This window comes from Salinirubellus litoreus, from assembly GCF_037335815.1.
GTDB classification, from domain to species: domain Archaea; phylum Halobacteriota; class Halobacteria; order Halobacteriales; family Haloarculaceae; genus Salinirubellus; species Salinirubellus litoreus.
In genome coordinates this window covers 4,008,075-4,024,531 of sequence record NZ_CP147841.1, presented here as the reverse complement: position 1 = coordinate 4,024,531, position 16,457 = coordinate 4,008,075, and the positions used below count along the sequence as shown (strand labels likewise).

At 67.9% G+C, this 16,457-nt stretch carries 20 protein-coding genes; 17 read left to right on the top strand and 3 right to left on the bottom strand.

The window, feature by feature from the left end; translation table 11 throughout:
* The first annotated feature begins 156 nt into the window (after positions 1–156).
* From WDJ58_RS20135 to WDJ58_RS20080, 12 genes are all read left to right on the top strand, one after another.
* On the top strand, positions 157–1,221 hold the full coding sequence (locus WDJ58_RS20135) for a FlaD/FlaE family flagellar protein (protein ID WP_338915098.1): 1,065 nt from the start codon (positions 157–159) through the stop codon (positions 1,219–1,221).
* Position 1,222: 1 nt separating this feature from the next.
* A complete protein-coding gene (locus WDJ58_RS20130; RefSeq protein ID WP_338915097.1) occupies positions 1,223–1,654 on the top strand; it encodes a fla cluster protein FlaF in 432 nt (143 codons plus the stop codon).
* 2 nt (positions 1,655–1,656) lie between these two features.
* A complete protein-coding gene (locus WDJ58_RS20125) occupies positions 1,657–2,109 on the top strand; it encodes a flagellar protein G (RefSeq protein WP_338915096.1) in 453 nt (150 codons plus the stop codon).
* Positions 2,106–2,831 carry an ATPase domain-containing protein gene (locus WDJ58_RS20120; protein ID WP_338915095.1) on the top strand — a complete coding sequence of 242 codons (726 nt, stop codon included), beginning with the start codon at positions 2,106–2,108 and terminating at the stop codon, positions 2,829–2,831. Before WDJ58_RS20125 ends, WDJ58_RS20120 begins: the two co-directional genes overlap by 4 nt.
* Positions 2,831–4,519, top strand: a complete 1,689-nt coding sequence (locus WDJ58_RS20115; RefSeq protein ID WP_338915094.1) for a type II/IV secretion system ATPase subunit — start codon at positions 2,831–2,833, stop codon at positions 4,517–4,519. Before WDJ58_RS20120 ends, WDJ58_RS20115 begins: the two co-directional genes overlap by 1 nt.
* Complete coding sequence (gene flaJ / locus WDJ58_RS20110) at positions 4,520–6,241, top strand: archaellar assembly protein FlaJ (RefSeq protein WP_338915093.1); 1,722 nt, start codon at positions 4,520–4,522, stop codon at positions 6,239–6,241.
* Positions 6,242–6,394: 153 nt separating this feature from the next.
* A complete protein-coding gene (locus WDJ58_RS20105) occupies positions 6,395–6,841 on the top strand; it encodes a FlaD/FlaE family flagellar protein (protein ID WP_338915092.1) in 447 nt (148 codons plus the stop codon).
* 94 nt (positions 6,842–6,935) lie between these two features.
* Entirely contained in the window at positions 6,936–7,478 is a 543-nt protein-coding gene (locus WDJ58_RS20100; protein WP_338915091.1) for a dihydrofolate reductase family protein, read from the top strand.
* 195 nt (positions 7,479–7,673) lie between these two features.
* Positions 7,674–8,681, top strand: a complete 1,008-nt coding sequence (locus WDJ58_RS20095) for a Cdc6/Cdc18 family protein (RefSeq protein WP_338915090.1) — start codon at positions 7,674–7,676, stop codon at positions 8,679–8,681.
* A 60-nt stretch (positions 8,682–8,741) separates the two neighbouring features.
* On the top strand, positions 8,742–9,227 hold the full coding sequence (locus WDJ58_RS20090) for an AAA family ATPase (protein ID WP_338915089.1): 486 nt from the start codon (positions 8,742–8,744) through the stop codon (positions 9,225–9,227).
* A 212-nt stretch (positions 9,228–9,439) separates the two neighbouring features.
* Complete coding sequence (locus tag WDJ58_RS20085; protein WP_338915088.1) at positions 9,440–9,832, top strand: cupin domain-containing protein; 393 nt, start codon at positions 9,440–9,442, stop codon at positions 9,830–9,832.
* Between the two features lie 47 nt (positions 9,833–9,879).
* Positions 9,880–10,281 carry a nuclear transport factor 2 family protein gene (locus WDJ58_RS20080; RefSeq protein WP_338915087.1) on the top strand — a complete coding sequence of 134 codons (402 nt, stop codon included), beginning with the start codon at positions 9,880–9,882 and terminating at the stop codon, positions 10,279–10,281.
* Positions 10,282–10,317: 36 nt separating this feature from the next.
* Here WDJ58_RS20080 and WDJ58_RS20075 read toward each other — a convergent pair whose 3' ends face one another.
* Positions 10,318–11,289: an LLM class flavin-dependent oxidoreductase gene (locus tag WDJ58_RS20075; RefSeq protein WP_338915086.1), complete on the bottom strand. Its 972-nt coding sequence runs from the start codon at positions 11,287–11,289 to the stop codon at positions 10,318–10,320.
* Between the two features lie 93 nt (positions 11,290–11,382).
* Here WDJ58_RS20075 and WDJ58_RS20070 point away from each other — a divergent pair, with 93 nt between their 5' ends.
* The gene (locus WDJ58_RS20070) at positions 11,383–12,222 is read left to right on the top strand and encodes an NAD-dependent epimerase/dehydratase family protein (protein ID WP_338915085.1); all 840 of its coding nucleotides are present in this window, start codon (positions 11,383–11,385) and stop codon (positions 12,220–12,222) included.
* Positions 12,223–12,273: 51 nt separating this feature from the next.
* Positions 12,274–14,034 (top strand): dihydroxy-acid dehydratase, encoded by a 1,761-nt coding sequence (ilvD, locus tag WDJ58_RS20065; RefSeq protein ID WP_338915084.1) that lies wholly within the window; start codon positions 12,274–12,276, stop codon positions 14,032–14,034.
* 68 nt (positions 14,035–14,102) lie between these two features.
* On the opposite strand, the gene WDJ58_RS20060 is transcribed toward ilvD, so the two are convergent.
* On the bottom strand, positions 14,103–14,375 hold the full coding sequence (locus WDJ58_RS20060) for a hypothetical protein (protein ID WP_338915083.1): 273 nt from the start codon (positions 14,373–14,375) through the stop codon (positions 14,103–14,105).
* Positions 14,376–14,484: 109 nt separating this feature from the next.
* Between WDJ58_RS20060 and WDJ58_RS20055 the strand changes: the two genes are divergently transcribed.
* The 3 genes from WDJ58_RS20055 to WDJ58_RS20045 all read left to right on the top strand — a co-directional run bounded on the left by WDJ58_RS20055 (position 14,485) and on the right by WDJ58_RS20045 (position 15,516).
* The gene (locus tag WDJ58_RS20055) at positions 14,485–14,655 is read left to right on the top strand and encodes a hypothetical protein (protein WP_338915082.1); all 171 of its coding nucleotides are present in this window, start codon (positions 14,485–14,487) and stop codon (positions 14,653–14,655) included.
* A 75-nt stretch (positions 14,656–14,730) separates the two neighbouring features.
* Entirely contained in the window at positions 14,731–15,069 is a 339-nt protein-coding gene (locus WDJ58_RS20050; RefSeq protein ID WP_338915081.1) for a hypothetical protein, read from the top strand.
* A 225-nt stretch (positions 15,070–15,294) separates the two neighbouring features.
* Positions 15,295–15,516 (top strand): hypothetical protein, encoded by a 222-nt coding sequence (locus WDJ58_RS20045; RefSeq protein ID WP_338915080.1) that lies wholly within the window; start codon positions 15,295–15,297, stop codon positions 15,514–15,516.
* A gap of 322 nt (positions 15,517–15,838) precedes the next feature.
* Here WDJ58_RS20045 and WDJ58_RS20040 read toward each other — a convergent pair whose 3' ends face one another.
* Complete coding sequence (locus tag WDJ58_RS20040; protein ID WP_338915079.1) at positions 15,839–16,300, bottom strand: hypothetical protein; 462 nt, start codon at positions 16,298–16,300, stop codon at positions 15,839–15,841.
* Positions 16,301–16,457 lie beyond the last annotated feature (157 nt).

Sequence of the window (16,457 nt, the reverse complement as noted above, 5' to 3'; positions counted from 1 at the left end):
ACCGAACTCGTGCGAGGAGCTTTTGAACTACCTGGGGTACGACCTCGGCAGGGACGCAGGTAGGACGGTCGGCGTCCACGCCTGCCGGTCGGATCGTGCGAAACTACATGAAAACGAGTACAATCGATGGGGTTCTGGAACTGGTTCGGAGGAAGGATGGGCGAGGGGGATGAGGAGCCGACGGAATCGGCGACGGAAGACGACACCGGGGACGCGGACGATCCCGTGGACACCGACCGGGAGGTCGGACCGGACGTCGTCGAGATGGAACACCGGATCGGGGAGCTGGAGGAGGAGATAGAGCGCACCGGGGGGCGGATCGAGAACGTCCAGCACTCCCAGCAGGAGGTCGCCGAGCGGGTCGAGGAGCTGAACGGGACCGTCCGCGACCTCACGGGGATCTACGAGCGCCTGACGGCGGACGTGAACCCGTTCACCGACGCCGAGGAGGGGGACGGGAAGGGGAACGCAAACGGATCCGGGTTCGGGGTCGTGAACGGCGACGGCGAGCGGGCCGGGGCCGCACGCGCGAACGGGGACGGAGACGAAGACGAGGGGGAACACGAACACGACGGAGACGAAGACGAGGAGGAACACGAACACGCACCCGGGACGATAGACGACACCGCGGGGGACGACCCGGTCGCCGGGACTCACGACGCCGAGGTGCCGGACGAGGAGGACCCCCTCCTCTTCGACGAGGGTGAGCCCGATACGGACGACGTCTTCACGTTCGACGACGCCGTGGCCGACCTGGAACGGGAGGCGGACTCGGACGGATCGACGGACGAGGGGCCGATGGAGGCGGCCACGCCGGACGAGGACGGTCGGGAGTCGATGGGATCGGGGGGTGAGGCGGTCACCCCGGCCACGAACGGGGATTCGACCGGCCGCGGGGCGGTCGGACCGGACGACCGGACGCCGTACCTGACGGAGCTCGCCGACGGCTACGCGACGGACGTGCTCGCCCTGGAGTGGCTGGCCGAACTCGTCGAGGTCACGGGGCCGACGGCGGCGCTGAAGGCGATCTCCTACTACGAGGACGTCGACTGGATCGGCCCCTCGGTCGCCAGCAACCTCGAGGAGTACCTCGCCGGCCCGGGGATCGACATCCACGTCGATCCGAACGAGCCGATGGAGCTCTCGGTCGAGGACCACGTGACGAGCTACGAGTACATCCTGAAGCTGGGTGCGATACGCGAACTGGAGCACACCGCGTGAGATGGGGTTCAGTACCAGCGGCGCGACGGCCATCATCTTCGTCGGGCTACTCGTGGGAGTCGGTATCCTCTACCCGACGGTCGAGACGGCCGGCGAGCGCGTCGCTGACGCCGAGTCCGCACACGACGACCGCGCGCTCCGCCAGCAGAACACGGCCGTCGTCCTCGCGGGTACCGCCTACGACGGGACGAACGAGACGCTCACCGTCGCCGTGAACAACACCGGCTCGACGGTCCTCTCGGTCGACCGGACCGACCTGCTCGTGGACGGGCGCTACCGGGTGCCCGAGAGCTTCTCGGTCGCCGGGACCGAGGGCCGGACCGTCTGGACGCCGGGGTCACAGCTCGAACTGACCGTGACGGGCGTGACGAGCGAGCCCGAGCGGGTGAAGGTCGTGACGGGTCCGGGCGTGGCGGCGTTCGAGGTGGTCTGAGCGTGGCGAGCGTCTCCGTCTCGAACCTCATCCTGTTCATCGCGGCGATGGCCATCGCGGCCGGCGTCGCGGGGACGATGGTCGACAGCGTCACCGACGTGAGCGAGGCGCTCGGCGCGAAGAGCGTCGACGTCGCCGAGGACATCGAGACGGAGGTGGAGGTGATCAGCGACCCCGGGAGCGGCGCGATCTACGACGACGGGACCACCGAGGTGACGATCCTCGTGAAGAACACGGGCTCGCGGACGCTGCCGGCGAGCGCCGACGGGATCGAACTCCTCGTCGACGGGCAGTACGTCCCGCCCTCGGACGTCACGATCGCGGTCGTCGGCGGCGGGGAGTGGCGGCCGGGGGAGGTCGTCCGGGTCCGGATCGACCGGTCGCTCGACGGCGGCGAGCACCGCGTCCTCGTCATCGCCGGCGACGACAGGGAGGTGTTGACCTTCTACACATGAACCACTACTCGGTGGGATTGGAGGACAGGGACCGGGTGAACAACGCCTTCGGCGGCGGGTTCCCCGAGGGGAGCATCGTGCTGCTCGAGGGGCCCGACGGCGGGGGCAAGAGCGTCGTCTCCCAGCGGTGTGCCTACGGGACGGTCACCGAGGGGACCGCGACCGCCTACGTCTCGACCGAGCTCCGCGCCCCCGAGTTCATCGACCAGATGCACTCGCTGGGCTACGACGTGATCCGGCCGCTGCTCGACGACCGGCTCCTGTTCCTCCACGCACCCGTCGACGCGCGCGGGCCCGACGGCGAGCGCGACCTGCTCGGGCGGCTGTTCGCCGCGGGCACGCTGTGGCGGGGGGACGTGGTGTTCGTCGACTGCTTCGGGGCCCTGCTGCGGAACGACCCCTCGTTCGACGACGCGGCCTCGGCGGGGGAGGCCGACCACGCCATGGAGCGGGTCGTCCGCTCGCTCAAGCGGGCCGTCGCCTCCGGCCGGACCGTGTTCCTGACGGTCGACCCGACGGGGCTCGACGAGACCTCCCTCGGCCCGCTCCGGAGCGTCGCCGACGTCTACATGACCCTGGACACCACGACGGTCGGGCAGGACATCCGCCGGAGCCTGGTCGTGCGGCGGTTCGCCGGGATGGCGAGCCCCGTCGACGACACCATCGGGTTCTCGGTCGAGCAGGGACGCGGGATCACCATCGAGAGCCGGACCGTCGCATAATGGCGGAGTTCGGCAGACCCCGGCCGTCGGACGAACTCCGGGCGCTCGCGGCCGAGCACCCCCACCTCGACGAGCACCTGGAGTCGTTCAACGAGCGGACCGGCGAGTACCCGACGCTGCTCGACGAGCCGACGCCGGAGTACGAGTCGCGCCGGCCGAACGTGCTCTACCCGGCCAGGGAGCCGATCTTCATCCACATCTACGGCGACCGCGGCGTCGACACGACCTACTACTGCGTCGAGCCGACGCTGAACGAGTCCGACGAGCGGCTGTACGACGACGTCCGGTCGCGCATCCTCGACCGGAGCGTCACCCGGCCCGCCCCCTCGACCGAGGCCGACTTCACCGAACACCTCGACAGCCTCCTCGCGGACGTCGTCCGGGTCGAGGGCGGGGACGGCGGGCCGAACCTCCTCGATCGGGTCCGCGAGCGGGTGCTCGCCGACGGGTTCACGGTCGACCCCGAGACCTACCGTCGGATCCGCTACCGCCTCCAGCGCGACATCGTCGGGCTCGGTCCCCTGGAACCGATCATGGAGGACCCCGCCAACGAGGACGTCCACGTCATCGGCCCGGACGGGGTCTACGTCGTCCACGGCGTCTACGGGATGCTCGAGACGACCGCGTCGTTCGGCTCGGAGGACGCCTTCGAGAACTGGCTGAAGAACATGGGCGAGCGGATGAACAACCCCATCAGCGACTCCCGGCCCATCGTCGACGCGACCCTTCCGAACGGCTCGCGGATCAACGTCATCTACTCCGACGACGTCTCGATCAAGGGGCCCTCGCTCACGATCCGGCAGGGCGAGGAGACGCCCCTGTCGATCCTCCAGATCACGAAGTGGGGGACGCTCAGCCCCGAACTCGCCGCCTACCTCTGGCTCTGCATGGAGAACGAGCAGACGGTGTTCGTCGTCGGCGAGACGGCCTCGGGGAAGACGACCACCCTGAACGCGATGTTCTCGTTCATCCCCCGCGACGCCAAGATCTACACCGCCGAGGACACCGCCGAGGTGATGCCCCCACACGACACCTGGCAGCAGCTGCTCACCCGCGAGGGCGGGGGCGGCGGGGCCGACGTCGACATGTTCGACCTCGTCGCCGCGGCCCTGCGCTCGCGCCCGGACTACATCGTCGTCGGGGAGGTCCGCGGCGCGGAGGCGCAGATGGCGTTCCAGGCCGCACAGACGGGCCACCCGGTGATCCTGACCTTCCACGCCAGCAACATCGTCTCGATGATCCAGCGGTTCACCTCGAACCCGATCAACATCCCCGAGACGTTCATGGACAACTGCGACGTCGCGCTGTTCCAGAACCGCGTCAAGCAGGGCGACGACGTCCTCCGCCGCGTCACGTCGGTCCAGGAGATCGAGGGGTACTCCAAACACGAGAACGGGGTCATCACCCGCGAGGCGTTCACCTGGGACCCCGTCGACGACGACGTGACGTTCACCGGCCGGAACAACTCCTACGTCCTCGAGGAGCAGATCGCGACGCTGCTGGGCTACCGGGACACCCGCGAGATATACGACGAACTCGACCGCCGCGCGGAGATCATCCGGCGGCTGATCGACGCCGACGTGCTCGAGTACCACGCCGTGAACGAGGCGATCGAGGGGTTCCAGCGCGACGGGGTCGAGGGGCTGCCCATCAACGCGGGCGGGCTGACGACGGGGTCGGTGATCTGAGTGTCGACCGGGACCGACGGCGGGTTCGAGATCGACCTCCGGGAGTCGCTCTCGGCGGTGCTCGACGCCTACCGGTACATGGGGATGCCGGTCCGGCGCTACCTGCTCGTCGTCCTGGCACCCGCGCTCGCCTTCCTCCTCGGGACGATCGGGATCAGCCTGGCGCTGCGACCACCGCTAGGCGTCGCCCTGCCGCTGGTCGCGCTCGGCTCCCTCTCGGCGGTCGTCGCGGTCGTCTACCCGAAGGTCGTCAGGGATCGAAAGCGCAAGCAGATCCGCCAGCGGTTCCACCTCTTTCTCACCCACCTGACCGTCCTCTCGATGACGAACATCGACCGGATCGAGATGTTCCGGCGGCTCGCCAGCGAGGAGGAGTACGAGACGCTCGCCGACGAGATGGGGCACCTGGTCGCGCTGGTCGACACCTGGAACCAGAGCCTGGAGGACGCCTGCCGGCTGCGGGCGAAGCAGGTCCCGAGTCCCCTGCTGTCGGATTTCCTCGAACGGCTCGCGTACGTGGTCGGCGGTGGCCAGCAGATCAGCGAGTTCCTCGTCGACGAGCAGGACTCGATCATCCAGGAGTTCGTCATCCGCTACGAGGGCGACCTCGCCAAACTCGACGTGATGAAGGAGCTCTACCTCTCGCTGATCCTCTCGGCGGTGTTCACGCTGGTGTTCGCCATCGTCATCCCGCTGTTGCTCGGTATCAACCCGGCGATGGCGATCAGCGCGGTCATCGGGATGTACGCCATCGTCCAGGGCGGGTTCGTCTTCGCCGTCCACCAGGTCTCCCCGAAGGACCCCGTGTGGTTCATCGCCGAGACCGAAGGTACCGGTCCGCTCACCACCGTCCGACGGGCACTGGTCGTTGGCGTGCTCCTCACGCTCGTACTCCTGCTCGGCGTGCTCGGGATCGCCGTCGGCGTCGTCCCTGTCGATCCCGACCTGCTCCCGCTCCCGATCTGGGTCGCGCTCCCTCTGACCCCGCTGCTCGCGCCGGGACTGCTGATGCGCCGGGAGGAGAACCGCGTGAAGACCCGCGACGGGGAGTTCCCGAGCTTCGTCCGGGCGCTGGGGGCCGTCGAGAGCGTCAAGCAGAGCTCCACCTCGAACGTGCTCGCCTCGCTCCGCAAGAAGGACTTCGGGGCGCTCACGTCCAACATCGACGCGCTGTACAAGCGCCTGCGGATGCGGATCGACTCGATGGACTCCTGGCGGCTGTTCGCCGCCGAGACCGGCTCGTACCTCATCCAGAAGTTCGGCGACATGTACGTCACCGGCCGGGAGATGGGCGGCGAGCCCGCCCGGCTCGGACAGGTCATCTCGAAGAACCTGAACGAGGTGCTGAAGGTGCGCGAGCAGCGCGAGCAGACCGCGACCACCCTCATCGGAGTCATCTACGGGCTGACGACCGCGAGCACGTTCTCCTTTTTCGTCGGCGTCGAGGTCGTCCGGCTGCTGATGGAGATCTCGAGCGAGATGGATCTCGGGGACTCGGGGCTCTCCTTCCTGCTCCACCCCCAGCTCTACGACATCCCGACCATCGAGTTCCTGCTGCTCTGCGTCGTCCTCCTCAACGCGTTGCTCTCGGCGGTGCTGATACGGGTCACCGACCGCGGGCACTACGTCAGCGGGCTCGTCCACTTCGTGCTGCTCACGTGGCTCGGCGCGGTCACCGCCGTCGTGACGAAGGTCGTGGTGAGTTCGGTCATCTCCGTCTGAACCACCGGGAACCGACGCGAGCGGGGGTCCGTCGACGGGTCGCGCCCGTTCCGGAGTCCACGATCCATCGAGACGACGCTATCGGGACTCGATACACGTGCCGAAACCGGTCGCGCGCTTTTACCGACGGCCCGCGATGGACGAACAGGACCGATGTCGACCAGTTCGATCCACCTACAGCGCCTGGACACCTCGCCCGACCGGATGGCGGCGGCGCTCCGGTGGGCACACTACCTCGGCGAGGAGTTCGGGACCAGCGGCGCGCTGAACGCGCTGCGTTACTACGAGCGGCTCGGGTGGATCGGCCCGGACGTGGTCGACCGGATGACCGACTACGTCCGCGGCCTCTCGCTCGGCGAGACCCACACCAAGAAGTACGACGATCCGGTTACGCTGGAGCCGCCGCTCGCCAACCTGTCCGGGACGGCGTTCGGCGCTCACGCCCGGTCGCTCCAGTTCATCTCGGAGATCGCCGACGAGGACATCGGCGAGCAGGTGGTCCTGGCCCGTCTGGCCGACCGGCGCGTCGAGCGGACCACCGAGGACGACGGGACCGACCGGTCGCCGGCCTTCCGGGTCGGTCTGCCCGGCGAGGACTGACCCACGAGACCGTAGATGCCATCGTCCGGGAAGGAACTCGGCGGGACGCGAGGTCGGCGCAAACGTATTAGCGAGTGAGATGTAACAGTTCGAGATGGACACTGGTCGGGTCACTCTCTACATCGCGACGAGCGTCGACGGATACGTTGCGGACGCCGAGGGAGGTGTCGATTGGCTCGAAGAGTTCCAGACGGGATCGGACGACAACGAGGACGTCGAGGGTTTCTCGGAGTTCTTCGAGAGCGTCGATTGTCTCGTGATGGGCGCGACGACCTACGAACAGGTCCTGAGCTTCGGCCAGTGGCCGTACGATGACAGGCCGACCTACGTTCTCACCCACCGGGATCTCTCACCCGCTACCGAGGCGGTCGAGTTCGTGGCTCGTGACGTTGCCGATCTGTCGACGGAGCTCAGACAGCGGTACGAGCACGTCTGGGTGGTGGGCGGGGCGTCGACCGCTCGGGCCTTCCTGCGGGAGCGGGAGATCGACGTCCTCCGACTCTTCTACGTACCGGTTCTCCTCGGGGACGGTGTGCCCCTCTTCGGAGGCGGGTACGACCGTCAGAAACTCCGATCGTGTGATGCCGAATCCCACGCCAGCGGGATCGTCGAGCACCGGTACGAGGTGAACAGGTAGTCCCCCGTTCCCGGTCGGCGTGCGGATTCACCACCGACCCGGGGGTTCCGGCGAGGGCCGGGTCCACGGGCAGGCGCGGGACAGCCGGGAGCGCACCGGGCACGGCCGCCAGTGTCCGGGGCGGACCCCGTATCGGAACTATCGGAAACCCCACGGGTCCACTTATATCGTGGGCCGCGAAAGGCGGCGAGTGAGATGATACGGGACGCGCGGGTGCTCCAGCCCGACTTCGTGCCGAGCGAGGTCGAACACCGCGAGGAGGCGGTCGACGCCCTCTCGAACGCCCTCGCGCCCGTCGCCCGTGGCGAACCGGCCGAGACGGCGCTCCTGTTCGGGCCGACGGGGGCCGGGAAGACCTGCATCGCCCGGTACACGGTCGAGCGGCTCCGCGAGGAGGTGCTCGACGTCGTGACGGGGTACGTCAACTGCTGGCAGAACTACTCCCGATTTCGGGCGCTCTACCGCATCCTCGAAGGGGTCGGGAGGACGGTCGACGTCCACCGTCGGTCCACCCCGAAGGACGAACTGCTCGAACGGCTCGTCGAGTACGACGGCCCGCCGTACGTGGTCGTGCTCGACGAGGTCGACCAGCTCGAGGACACGCGGGTGCTCTACGATCTCTACCGGACGAAGGGGCTGTCGATGGTGTGTATCGCCAACCGGGAGACGGACCTGTTCGCGGGGCTGGACGACCGGCTCGCCAGCCGGCTCCACAGCGCCGTCCGGGTGCAGTTCGACAAGTACGGCGTCGAGGCGCTGACCGACATCCTCGAGGCGCGAGTCGAGTGGGGCCTCGACGCCGAGGTCGACCGCGACGATCTGGCGTTCGTCGCCGACGCCGCCGCGGGCGACGCCCGGGTCGCCATCGGGATCCTCCGGTCGGCGGCCCGCGGGGCCGATCGCGAGGAGGCGGAGCGGATCACCCGTGAGCGGTTCGAGGCCGCGGTCCCGGAGGGCAGACGGGCGGTCCGCCGGGCCAGCCTCGACCGGCTCACCCCCGACCAGCGGACGCTGTACGACATCATCGACGAGTGCGGCGAGATCGATCCCGGCGAGCTCTACGGCCAGTACCAGGAGCGGGTCGAGGACCCGAAGACCCGCCGCACGGTGCGGAACTACCTCTCGAAGATGGTCCAGTACGACCTCGTCGTCGCCTCGGGGAAGAACCGGGGACGGACCTACCGGCTCGCCGGCGGGACGTGAGTTCGATTCCCGGTCCTCGTCCACAACCGATAAAGCCCGGGTCCACGCAGCCTCCCGGGAATGCTGGTCGTCGTCTGCGGGCTGCCGGGCGTGGGGAAGACCACCGTCGCGGAGACGGTCGCCGACCGTATCGAAGGGGAGTTACTCCGGACCGACGTCGTCCGCCGGGAGCTGTTCACCGATCCCGCGTACACCGACGAGGAGCGCCACGCCGTCTACCGGGCGCTGTTCGACCGGGCGCAGTCCCGGCTCGACCGCGGCGAGAACGTCGTCCTCGACGGGACGTTCGCCGCCGCGACCCACCGCCAGCGGGCGGACGAACTGGCCGCCACCACGGGTGTCGAGTACCGCCTCGTGCGGGTGACCTGCGAGGAGAGCGTCGTTCGCGAGCGGATCGAGGCGCGCACCGACGACGCGAGCGACGCCGACTTCGGCGTGTATCGGACCATCCGGGCGGCGTTCGAGCCCATCGACGCCGAACACGCGAGCATCGAGAACTCGGGCGACCGGGCGGCGCTCCGGCGGCAGGTGGCGGCGCTACTGTAGAGGCGGTGACGGGGCCGGCCGGCGAGCGGGGGACCCGGCCGGCCCCGTGCGACGGGGGTGGAAGGCGGTGGGGGAAGTCGGGTCGATAGATCCGACCCACCTCGGGGTAACGTCCGATATTATTTCAATCTTTGGCAAGTGGATGAAAGTTTGGGCCGGACCACGCGAGCCGGACGGGGAAGGTTGATACGGGGTGGGGAGGATGGGCGGGTATGGGTTACCACGTCGTCGACCCGTCGGGACTCGATCAGTGGGACGACCGCGACGTCGACGTCCGCTCGATCAGCGCGGCCGTCGGCCTCGACTACGAGGACGCGCCGCTCGGGCTCCGGACGTACGAGGCGGCACCGGGCCAGCAGCTCCCGCTCGCCTACCACCACCACGACGAGCAGGTCGAGGTGTTCTACGTCCTGGAGGGGCAGCTCCACGTCGAGACGCCCGACGAGACGTTCGTCGTCGAACGGGACCAGGCCTTCGTCGTCGACCCCGGCAGTCCCCACCGGGCGCACAACCCGGACGACGCGGAGGCGAGCGTCCGCGTGCTCGCGATCGGCGCGCCGTCGGCCGACGACGCCCACGAGTACGACCCGGAATCGGCCGACTGACGGCGCTCCCGGCGTACACTTATGACCCCGGCCCGGGACGGACGGCCATGTCGACGGAGGACGTCCACGCGATACGGCGGCTCAAGCACGAGTACTGCTTCGCCATCGACGGTGGCGACTACGAGACCTGGACCTCCCTGTTCACCGAGGACGGCCGGTTCGTCAGGGACAGCGGCGAGACGTTCGAGGGCCACGAGGAGATACACGGCTTCGCCAGCGAGGGGTTCGACGAGGCCTTCGAGCACTCGGCACACGTCGTCACCAACCCGGTCATCGACGTCGAGGGTGAGACCGCGACCGGCCGGTGGTATCTGCTCCTTTTCTACCGCGATGCCGACGGGAACGGCGGGTGGACGCAGGCCAGCTACGACGACCGGTACCGGAAGGTCGACGGGGAGTGGCGCGTCGCCTCCTCCGAGGTGACCTACGGGGTCACCCACCGGGACTGAGCCCGGAGAGTCCGGTGGGGCCGTCGGCCGCCCGCATCAGCCGAACGCCGGGAGCAGCAGGTCACGGTAGCGCCGGAGCTGGCGCTCGGCGGCCGCGGGGTCGGGCGTGACCGGGTAGAGGATCACCTCGTCGAACCCCTCGCGCTCGTAGGCCGCGAGGTGCTCGCGGACCTCATCGACGGTCCCCGACAGCCAGTTTTCCATCGCGTACTCGGCCGAGCGGGCCGGGCCGACCATCTCGCGGTAGGCGTTGCGCTGCTGGCGGGCGACCGCTCCGTCCTCACCGGGGACGAGGTGGAGGTACTGCAGGGCGACCTTCTCCGCGGCCTCGGGATCGCGCCCCGTCGACTCGAGGTAGTCGGCGAACGAGGCCCAGTCCCCCCGAACCGCGTCCATCGGACCCGGCGCGGCGATCCAGCCGTCGGCGTAGTCGAGTCGGGACTTCACGCTCCGGTAGATCCGTCGCCCCTCGTCGGTGTCGTGCCCGCCACCGCCCGCGAGGATCCGCGGTGGGCGGCCGAGGCTCGGTTCGAGGCGGAATTCCTCGACGGCGTAGAACTTCCCGTCGAACGTCACGACCTCCTCGTGGAACAGGCGGTGGAGCAGTTCGATCCCCTCGAGGTAGCGCGCCGAACGTTCCTCCATCGGGACGCCGACGGCGTCGAACTCCGCCTCGACGTAGCCCGTCCCGAGCCCGAGGGTGAGCCGGCGGCCCGCGAGGTGCTGGATCGTCGCCGCGCGCTTGGCCACCAGCACCGGATCCCGGAGCGGGAGGAGCAGGACCGAGGTTCCTATGGGGAGCGAGTCGGTCGCCCCCGCGACGTACGAGAGCGTCGAGAGCGGGTCGAGCAGCGAGGAGGCGTAGGTCGGCGATTCGGTCAGGTGTTCGATCAGCCACGCGCCCGCGAACCCGAACTCCTCGGCCATCTGTACGTAGCCCTCGAACCGGTGGGGCGGGAGCGCGTGCGACTCGCTCGAGAACGACGGCAGGCCGACGCCGAGTTGCATGCCACCGCGTGACGGGGGGTCCGCAAAAAGGTTCCTGCGGGACCGAGGTCCCCGGGCGACGGAACTAAACGGGTGGCACCGGATGACACGCCGATGGACGTTCTCATCACCGGGGCACACGGCAGGGTCGGAACGGCGATAACCGAGCACCTCGACGGGGAGGAGTACGACTTCACGCTGCTCGACGTCGAGGAGGGGCCCGCGCCCGACGGCGGCGAGTCGGTCGTCGCCGACATGCGCGACTACGACGATATACGCCCGCACTTCGAGGGCCAGGACGCCGTGATCCACCTGGGACGGACGGCGGAGCTCGGCGGTCCCGGCGACCGCGAGATCGCGTGGACCGGGCCGCTGGCGGAGAACCTGGAGGGCCTCCACAACGTCTACGAGGCCGCCCGCGACGCGGGGCTCGACAGCGTGCTCTTCGCCTCCTCGAACCACGCCGTCGGGATGGTCGAGGTGCGCAACGCCCCCGAAGTCTACCACGACGAGGGGATCCGTGCGGGTCACGACGAGCCCCACCGCCCGGACTCGCGGTACGGGCTGACCAAGAGCTACGGCGAGGATCTCGGTCGGCTGCTCGCGGAGGCCCACGGCGTCCGGTTCTACGGCCTGCGCATCGGCGCGGTCCGCGAACCGGAGTACGATCACCCGTACGGCGACGCCGAGCGCGGCGTCGACCGCGGGGACTGGGAGCGCGGGAGCGAGGCGTACGAGGAGCAGGTCGCCCGAATGAAGGGGCTCTGGCAGTCCCGGCGCGACCTGGCGCAGTTCGTCGAGTGCTGTCTGCGGGACGAGAGCGTCGAGTGGGACCACTTCTACGGCGTCAGCGCGAACGACCGCCGGTGGCTCGACGACCTCGAACACGCCCGCGAGACGATCGGCTACGAGCCGCAGGACAACGGCGAGGAGTGGGACGCTCCCCCCGAGTAGAACGGCCCGGTGCGCCCGGAAACTTAAGCCACCGGGGGCGGACCCCCGCGCATGAGCCAGCAGCAGGAGCGGTCGGAGGAACGCGACGAGCAGGGCGGCATCGGCAAACCCGAGAAGGCGGAGGGACTGCGCTCGCGGGAGGTGACCGAGGGGTACGAGCGCGCTCCACACAGAGCGATGTTCCGGGCGATGGGGTTCGACGACGAGGACCTCGCCTCGCCGATGGTTGGGGTCCCGAACCCGGCGGCGGACATCACCCCGTGTAACGTCCACCTCGACGACGTGGCCGCGAGTGCCATCGAAGGTATCGAAACCGCGGGCGGGATGCCGATCGAGTTCGGCACCGTGACGATCTCCGACGCGATCTCGATGGGGACCGAGGGGATGAAGGCCTCGCTCATCTCCAGGGAGGTGATCGCCGACTCCGTGGAACTCGTTTCGTTCGGCGAGCGCATGGACGCGCTCGTCACCGTCGCCGGATGTGACAAGAACCTCCCCGGAATGATGATGGCCGCGATCCGCACGGACCTCCCGAGCGTGTTCCTCTACGGCGGCTCGATCATGCCCGGCGAGCACGAGGGCCGGGAGATCACGGGCCAGCAGGTCATCGAGGGCGTCGGGGCGGTCGCCTCGGGCGACATGAGCGAGGCGGAACTGGGCGAGATGGAGCGCAACGCGTGTCCCGGTGCGGGTTCGTGTGGCGGGATGTTCACCGCCAACACGATGGCGAGCATCTCCGAGACGATCGGGCTCGCGCCGCTCGGGAGCGCGTCGGCACCGGCCGAGGACGAGGAGCGCTACGACGTGGCCCGCGAGGCGGGCGAACTCGTCCTCGACTGTGTGGAGAACGACCGCAAGCCCTCCGACATCCTCACGCGCGAATCGTTCGAGAACGCGATCACGATGCAGGTCGCGCTCGGGGGCTCGACCAACGGCGTGCTCCACCTCCTCGCGATGGCCCGCGAGGCGGGCGTCGATCTCGAACTCGACGACTTCGACCGGATCACCCGGCGGACGCCGAAGCTGGCGAACCTCCAGCCCGGCGGCTCGCACGTGATGAACGACCTCCACGAGAGCGGGGGCGTGCCGGTCGTGCTCCGGCGGCTCCTGGAGGCGGGGCTGATCCACGGGGACGCGATGACCGTCACCGGGCGGACGATCGCCGAGGAGCTCGGGACGCTCGACCTGCCCGACGACGAGACGATCGACCCCGACCTCGTCCGACCGGTCGAGGACCCCATCCACGAGGAGGGGGCGATCAAGGTGCTCCGCGGGAACCTCGCGCCGGACGGCGCAGTCCTCAAAGTCACGGGAGACGACAAGTTCCACCACGAGGGCCCGGCGAGGGTGTTCGAGGTCGAGGAGGACGCCATGCGGTACGTCCAGGAGGGGGAGATCGAGTCGGGTGACGTCATCGTGATCCGAAACGAGGGCCCCCAGGGCGGCCCGGGGATGCGCGAGATGCTCGGGGTCACCGCCGCGGTGGTCGGCGCGGGCCACGAGGACGACGTCGCACTCATCACCGACGGTCGATTCTCGGGGGCCACCCGGGGACCGATGATCGGCCACGTCGCCCCCGAGGCGTTCGTCGGCGGTCCCATCGCCGCCGTCGAGGACGGCGACACGATCACCGTCGACGTTCCGGAGCGGAGCGTCTCGGTCGATCTCTCCGATGCGGAACTCGAGGAGCGCCTCGGGGACTGGGAACCGCCGGAACCGAACTACACCTCGGGCGTCCTCGCCAAGTACGGCGCGGCGTTCGACTCGCCCGCCGAGGGCGCGGTGACGAACCCGGGGATCAAGCGGGACTAACCGACCGCCCGATCGGGGGCGCGGTCGGTGGTCGCCCCGACACGCGAGCGACGCCGCCTCGACCGGCGTCACACCGTCTCGACGATCACCGCTTCGGAGCCACAGAGCAGGCAGGTGCCGCCGTGGCGTCGGGCGACGACCTGTCGGCCGCAGGCGAGACAGTGGAGGAGCCGCCGGTCGCCCTCGCGGAGTTCGCGCCTGGCGGCCCTGCTTCGCACGGGAACGAGCCGCGTCGGTCCGGCACGGAGGGAAACGAACGTGTCCTCCTCCGAACCGACCGGCTCCTCGTCACGCCCGACGGGGGCGTCCCGGCCTGGACTCCCGTCGCTTTCGTCTTCCACAGGGGGATCCTGGGGACGGAGGGGTAAGTCCTTCTCGCTCGCGCCCGCGACGAACACAGAAACTGATCGTCGGTCGAAGTTTATACGGGCACCGCCGGTATCCGTCGATATGGATAGCGTCGAACGCGGGGTCGCCGTCGAGGCCGAATCGGACGCCGAGGAGCCGTTCGCCCCCACGTTCGGACTCGGGGATCGGCGGGAGATCGTGGAGTTCCTCACTATTCTCGTGATCGTGCTGGTCCTCGCGGCGGCGACGAGCGTGGTGCTCGTCCCGGCCTGAACCGATGGCAGACGACGGTCCCCTCGCGGCACGCCCGAGCCCTCCAGCGGACGGTCCCCCACCCTCGGAGCCCTGATGTCCGTACTGGACCGGTACGAGGCGGGGTTCGCCTGGCTCGCCCGCCGCGAGCGCGGCCTCTGGACCGTCGTCCTGCTCGGCTACGGGCTCGGCGACCTCCTCACGACGCTCGTCGGACTGTCGACGGGACGGGGGGCCGAAGCGGGACCGGTCGCGGCCGGGCTGGTGGGCGAGTTCGGCCTCCCCGTCCTGGTCGTGCTGAAGCTCACCTCGCTCGGGACGTTCTACCTCGCGTGGCGACTGCTCGGCTGGCCGGCCCGGGTGGCGATCCCGATGGGGGTCGCCGCCACCGGCGTGTTCGTCACCGCCTGGAACGTCGTCGTCCTCCTCACCTGAGGGCCGAACGCTCGTACGGACTGTCGTAGTGGATCTGTTGAAATCCACAGAATGTGATACGTACGGCGTGCAATATACAGAGGGTGTATCCAGCAAGCAGGCGGAATTTATTTCGCACCTCCATCAGCGAAACATCCGTGTGGAAATGTGCGTATTGTGGAGTCCCATGGGCGAGCGGCAGAAGGTTTAGTATGCACTGTTCTGGTTGGGTTGCACGGAAAGCGTATGGTACTTACAGAGGCGACAGGCGTTCTGTGTGTCTTCGTTGGAGGATACGCACTGGCCCGCCCACTGTCAATCCGCAACTATCCAAGTGCGAACCAGTGGGAATCAGACCCTGAAACGGCGAAACAGGAACAACACGCGTACGCTGCTATGACCGCATTCTTTGTGATTCTGAGCGGTATCGCGCTTGTCATTCTCGGCCTGCTTGGATACGGTCCCTGAACAAACTGTCCTGACCGATTCAAATCGGTGAAAATCGCGGGCCAAACTGATGACCCATTCATGTCCTCTATGCAGCGGCGCTTGATTGAACTACCAAGGAGCTGTCAGGCGGTGAATGCTGCATACAGAGCATAAATGCAGTACAGTGCCATGGTCCCGGTCATAATCGTCTCAACTGGAACTCCCTGTCACGTTTCATAGTCGAGAGGTGTTCGGCCTTCGTCTCACGTAAATAAGAGATCATGTGTGTCGGAAACCGCAAAATAATCTGGTCCGGGAGTGTTGCACCCGGCGATGGGCTGGTGCACCGGTTCTGACGACGCTACCGGCTGTCCTTACCCGTGTTGACGTACCTGATACACTGTCCCTGGTTCTTGAAATGATAGTCTTTCCAGCCGCCACGCTTGCAGTCGTTCTTACTATCGGGTTGCTCGGGATAGAACGTTTTCCAGCAGGTGTAATAGTTCTGCTCCGGCCCGAGGACTGCTTGCGCCTCGACTTTGTGCGCGGCTTCTACCGTCACCTGCTCCGTGGAGTTCGGACCGACGTTAGTTATGTTGTAGTAGGGGCCCCACTTGCGCCCTTCGCAGGGCCCTTGGCCAATAGTGTCGTCGCTGAACGGGAACGTCCCCGCAGGGCTTTCACCGTCTGCACGGTGATCAAACGCATACGGAAAGTTGGTGTTGTTGATGAACGTGAGCGTAACCTCGCCCGGACCTGGATTCCCTTGGATATCAGTGTAGGGTTGGGATTGACTGGCAGTCGCACTTGCGGGTATCGTCATCAGGGCTCCCGTAACTGCGCCCGCTCGTAGAACTTTCCGCCTCGTTAGCTTGGGTTTGTTTTTAGTTATCATACTGATCCTGCCCGTATGGGCACGCATATTCATGTGAGGAATACTAATAAATCTATTTACATTAATCCGTCATAATTATCAATAC

Excerpts from the sequence above, each read along its gene's own strand:
- WDJ58_RS20045 (WP_338915080.1), top strand. The coding sequence starts at position 15,295 with ATGGTACTTACAGAGGCGACAGGCGTTCTGTGTGTCTTCGTTGGAGGA.
- WDJ58_RS20115 (WP_338915094.1), top strand. The coding sequence starts at position 2,831 with ATGGCGGAGTTCGGCAGACCCCGGCCGTCGGACGAACTCCGGGCGCTC.
- WDJ58_RS20070 (WP_338915085.1), top strand. The coding sequence starts at position 11,383 with ATGGACGTTCTCATCACCGGGGCACACGGCAGGGTCGGAACGGCGATA.
- WDJ58_RS20075 (WP_338915086.1), bottom strand. The coding sequence starts at position 11,289 with ATGCAACTCGGCGTCGGCCTGCCGTCGTTCTCGAGCGAGTCGCACGCG.
- WDJ58_RS20050 (WP_338915081.1), top strand. The coding sequence starts at position 14,731 with ATGTCCGTACTGGACCGGTACGAGGCGGGGTTCGCCTGGCTCGCCCGC.
- WDJ58_RS20120 (WP_338915095.1), top strand. The coding sequence starts at position 2,106 with ATGAACCACTACTCGGTGGGATTGGAGGACAGGGACCGGGTGAACAAC.
- WDJ58_RS20085 (WP_338915088.1), top strand. The coding sequence starts at position 9,440 with ATGGGTTACCACGTCGTCGACCCGTCGGGACTCGATCAGTGGGACGAC.
- WDJ58_RS20080 (WP_338915087.1), top strand. The coding sequence starts at position 9,880 with ATGTCGACGGAGGACGTCCACGCGATACGGCGGCTCAAGCACGAGTAC.
- WDJ58_RS20130 (WP_338915097.1), top strand. The coding sequence starts at position 1,223 with ATGGGGTTCAGTACCAGCGGCGCGACGGCCATCATCTTCGTCGGGCTA.
- WDJ58_RS20055 (WP_338915082.1), top strand. The coding sequence starts at position 14,485 with ATGGATAGCGTCGAACGCGGGGTCGCCGTCGAGGCCGAATCGGACGCC.
- WDJ58_RS20100 (WP_338915091.1), top strand. The coding sequence starts at position 6,936 with ATGGACACTGGTCGGGTCACTCTCTACATCGCGACGAGCGTCGACGGA.
- WDJ58_RS20090 (WP_338915089.1), top strand. The coding sequence starts at position 8,742 with ATGCTGGTCGTCGTCTGCGGGCTGCCGGGCGTGGGGAAGACCACCGTC.
- ilvD (WP_338915084.1), top strand. The coding sequence starts at position 12,274 with ATGAGCCAGCAGCAGGAGCGGTCGGAGGAACGCGACGAGCAGGGCGGC.
- WDJ58_RS20095 (WP_338915090.1), top strand. The coding sequence starts at position 7,674 with ATGATACGGGACGCGCGGGTGCTCCAGCCCGACTTCGTGCCGAGCGAG.
- WDJ58_RS20105 (WP_338915092.1), top strand. The coding sequence starts at position 6,395 with ATGTCGACCAGTTCGATCCACCTACAGCGCCTGGACACCTCGCCCGAC.
- WDJ58_RS20040 (WP_338915079.1), bottom strand. The coding sequence starts at position 16,300 with ATGACGATACCCGCAAGTGCGACTGCCAGTCAATCCCAACCCTACACT.
- WDJ58_RS20135 (WP_338915098.1), top strand. The coding sequence starts at position 157 with ATGGGCGAGGGGGATGAGGAGCCGACGGAATCGGCGACGGAAGACGAC.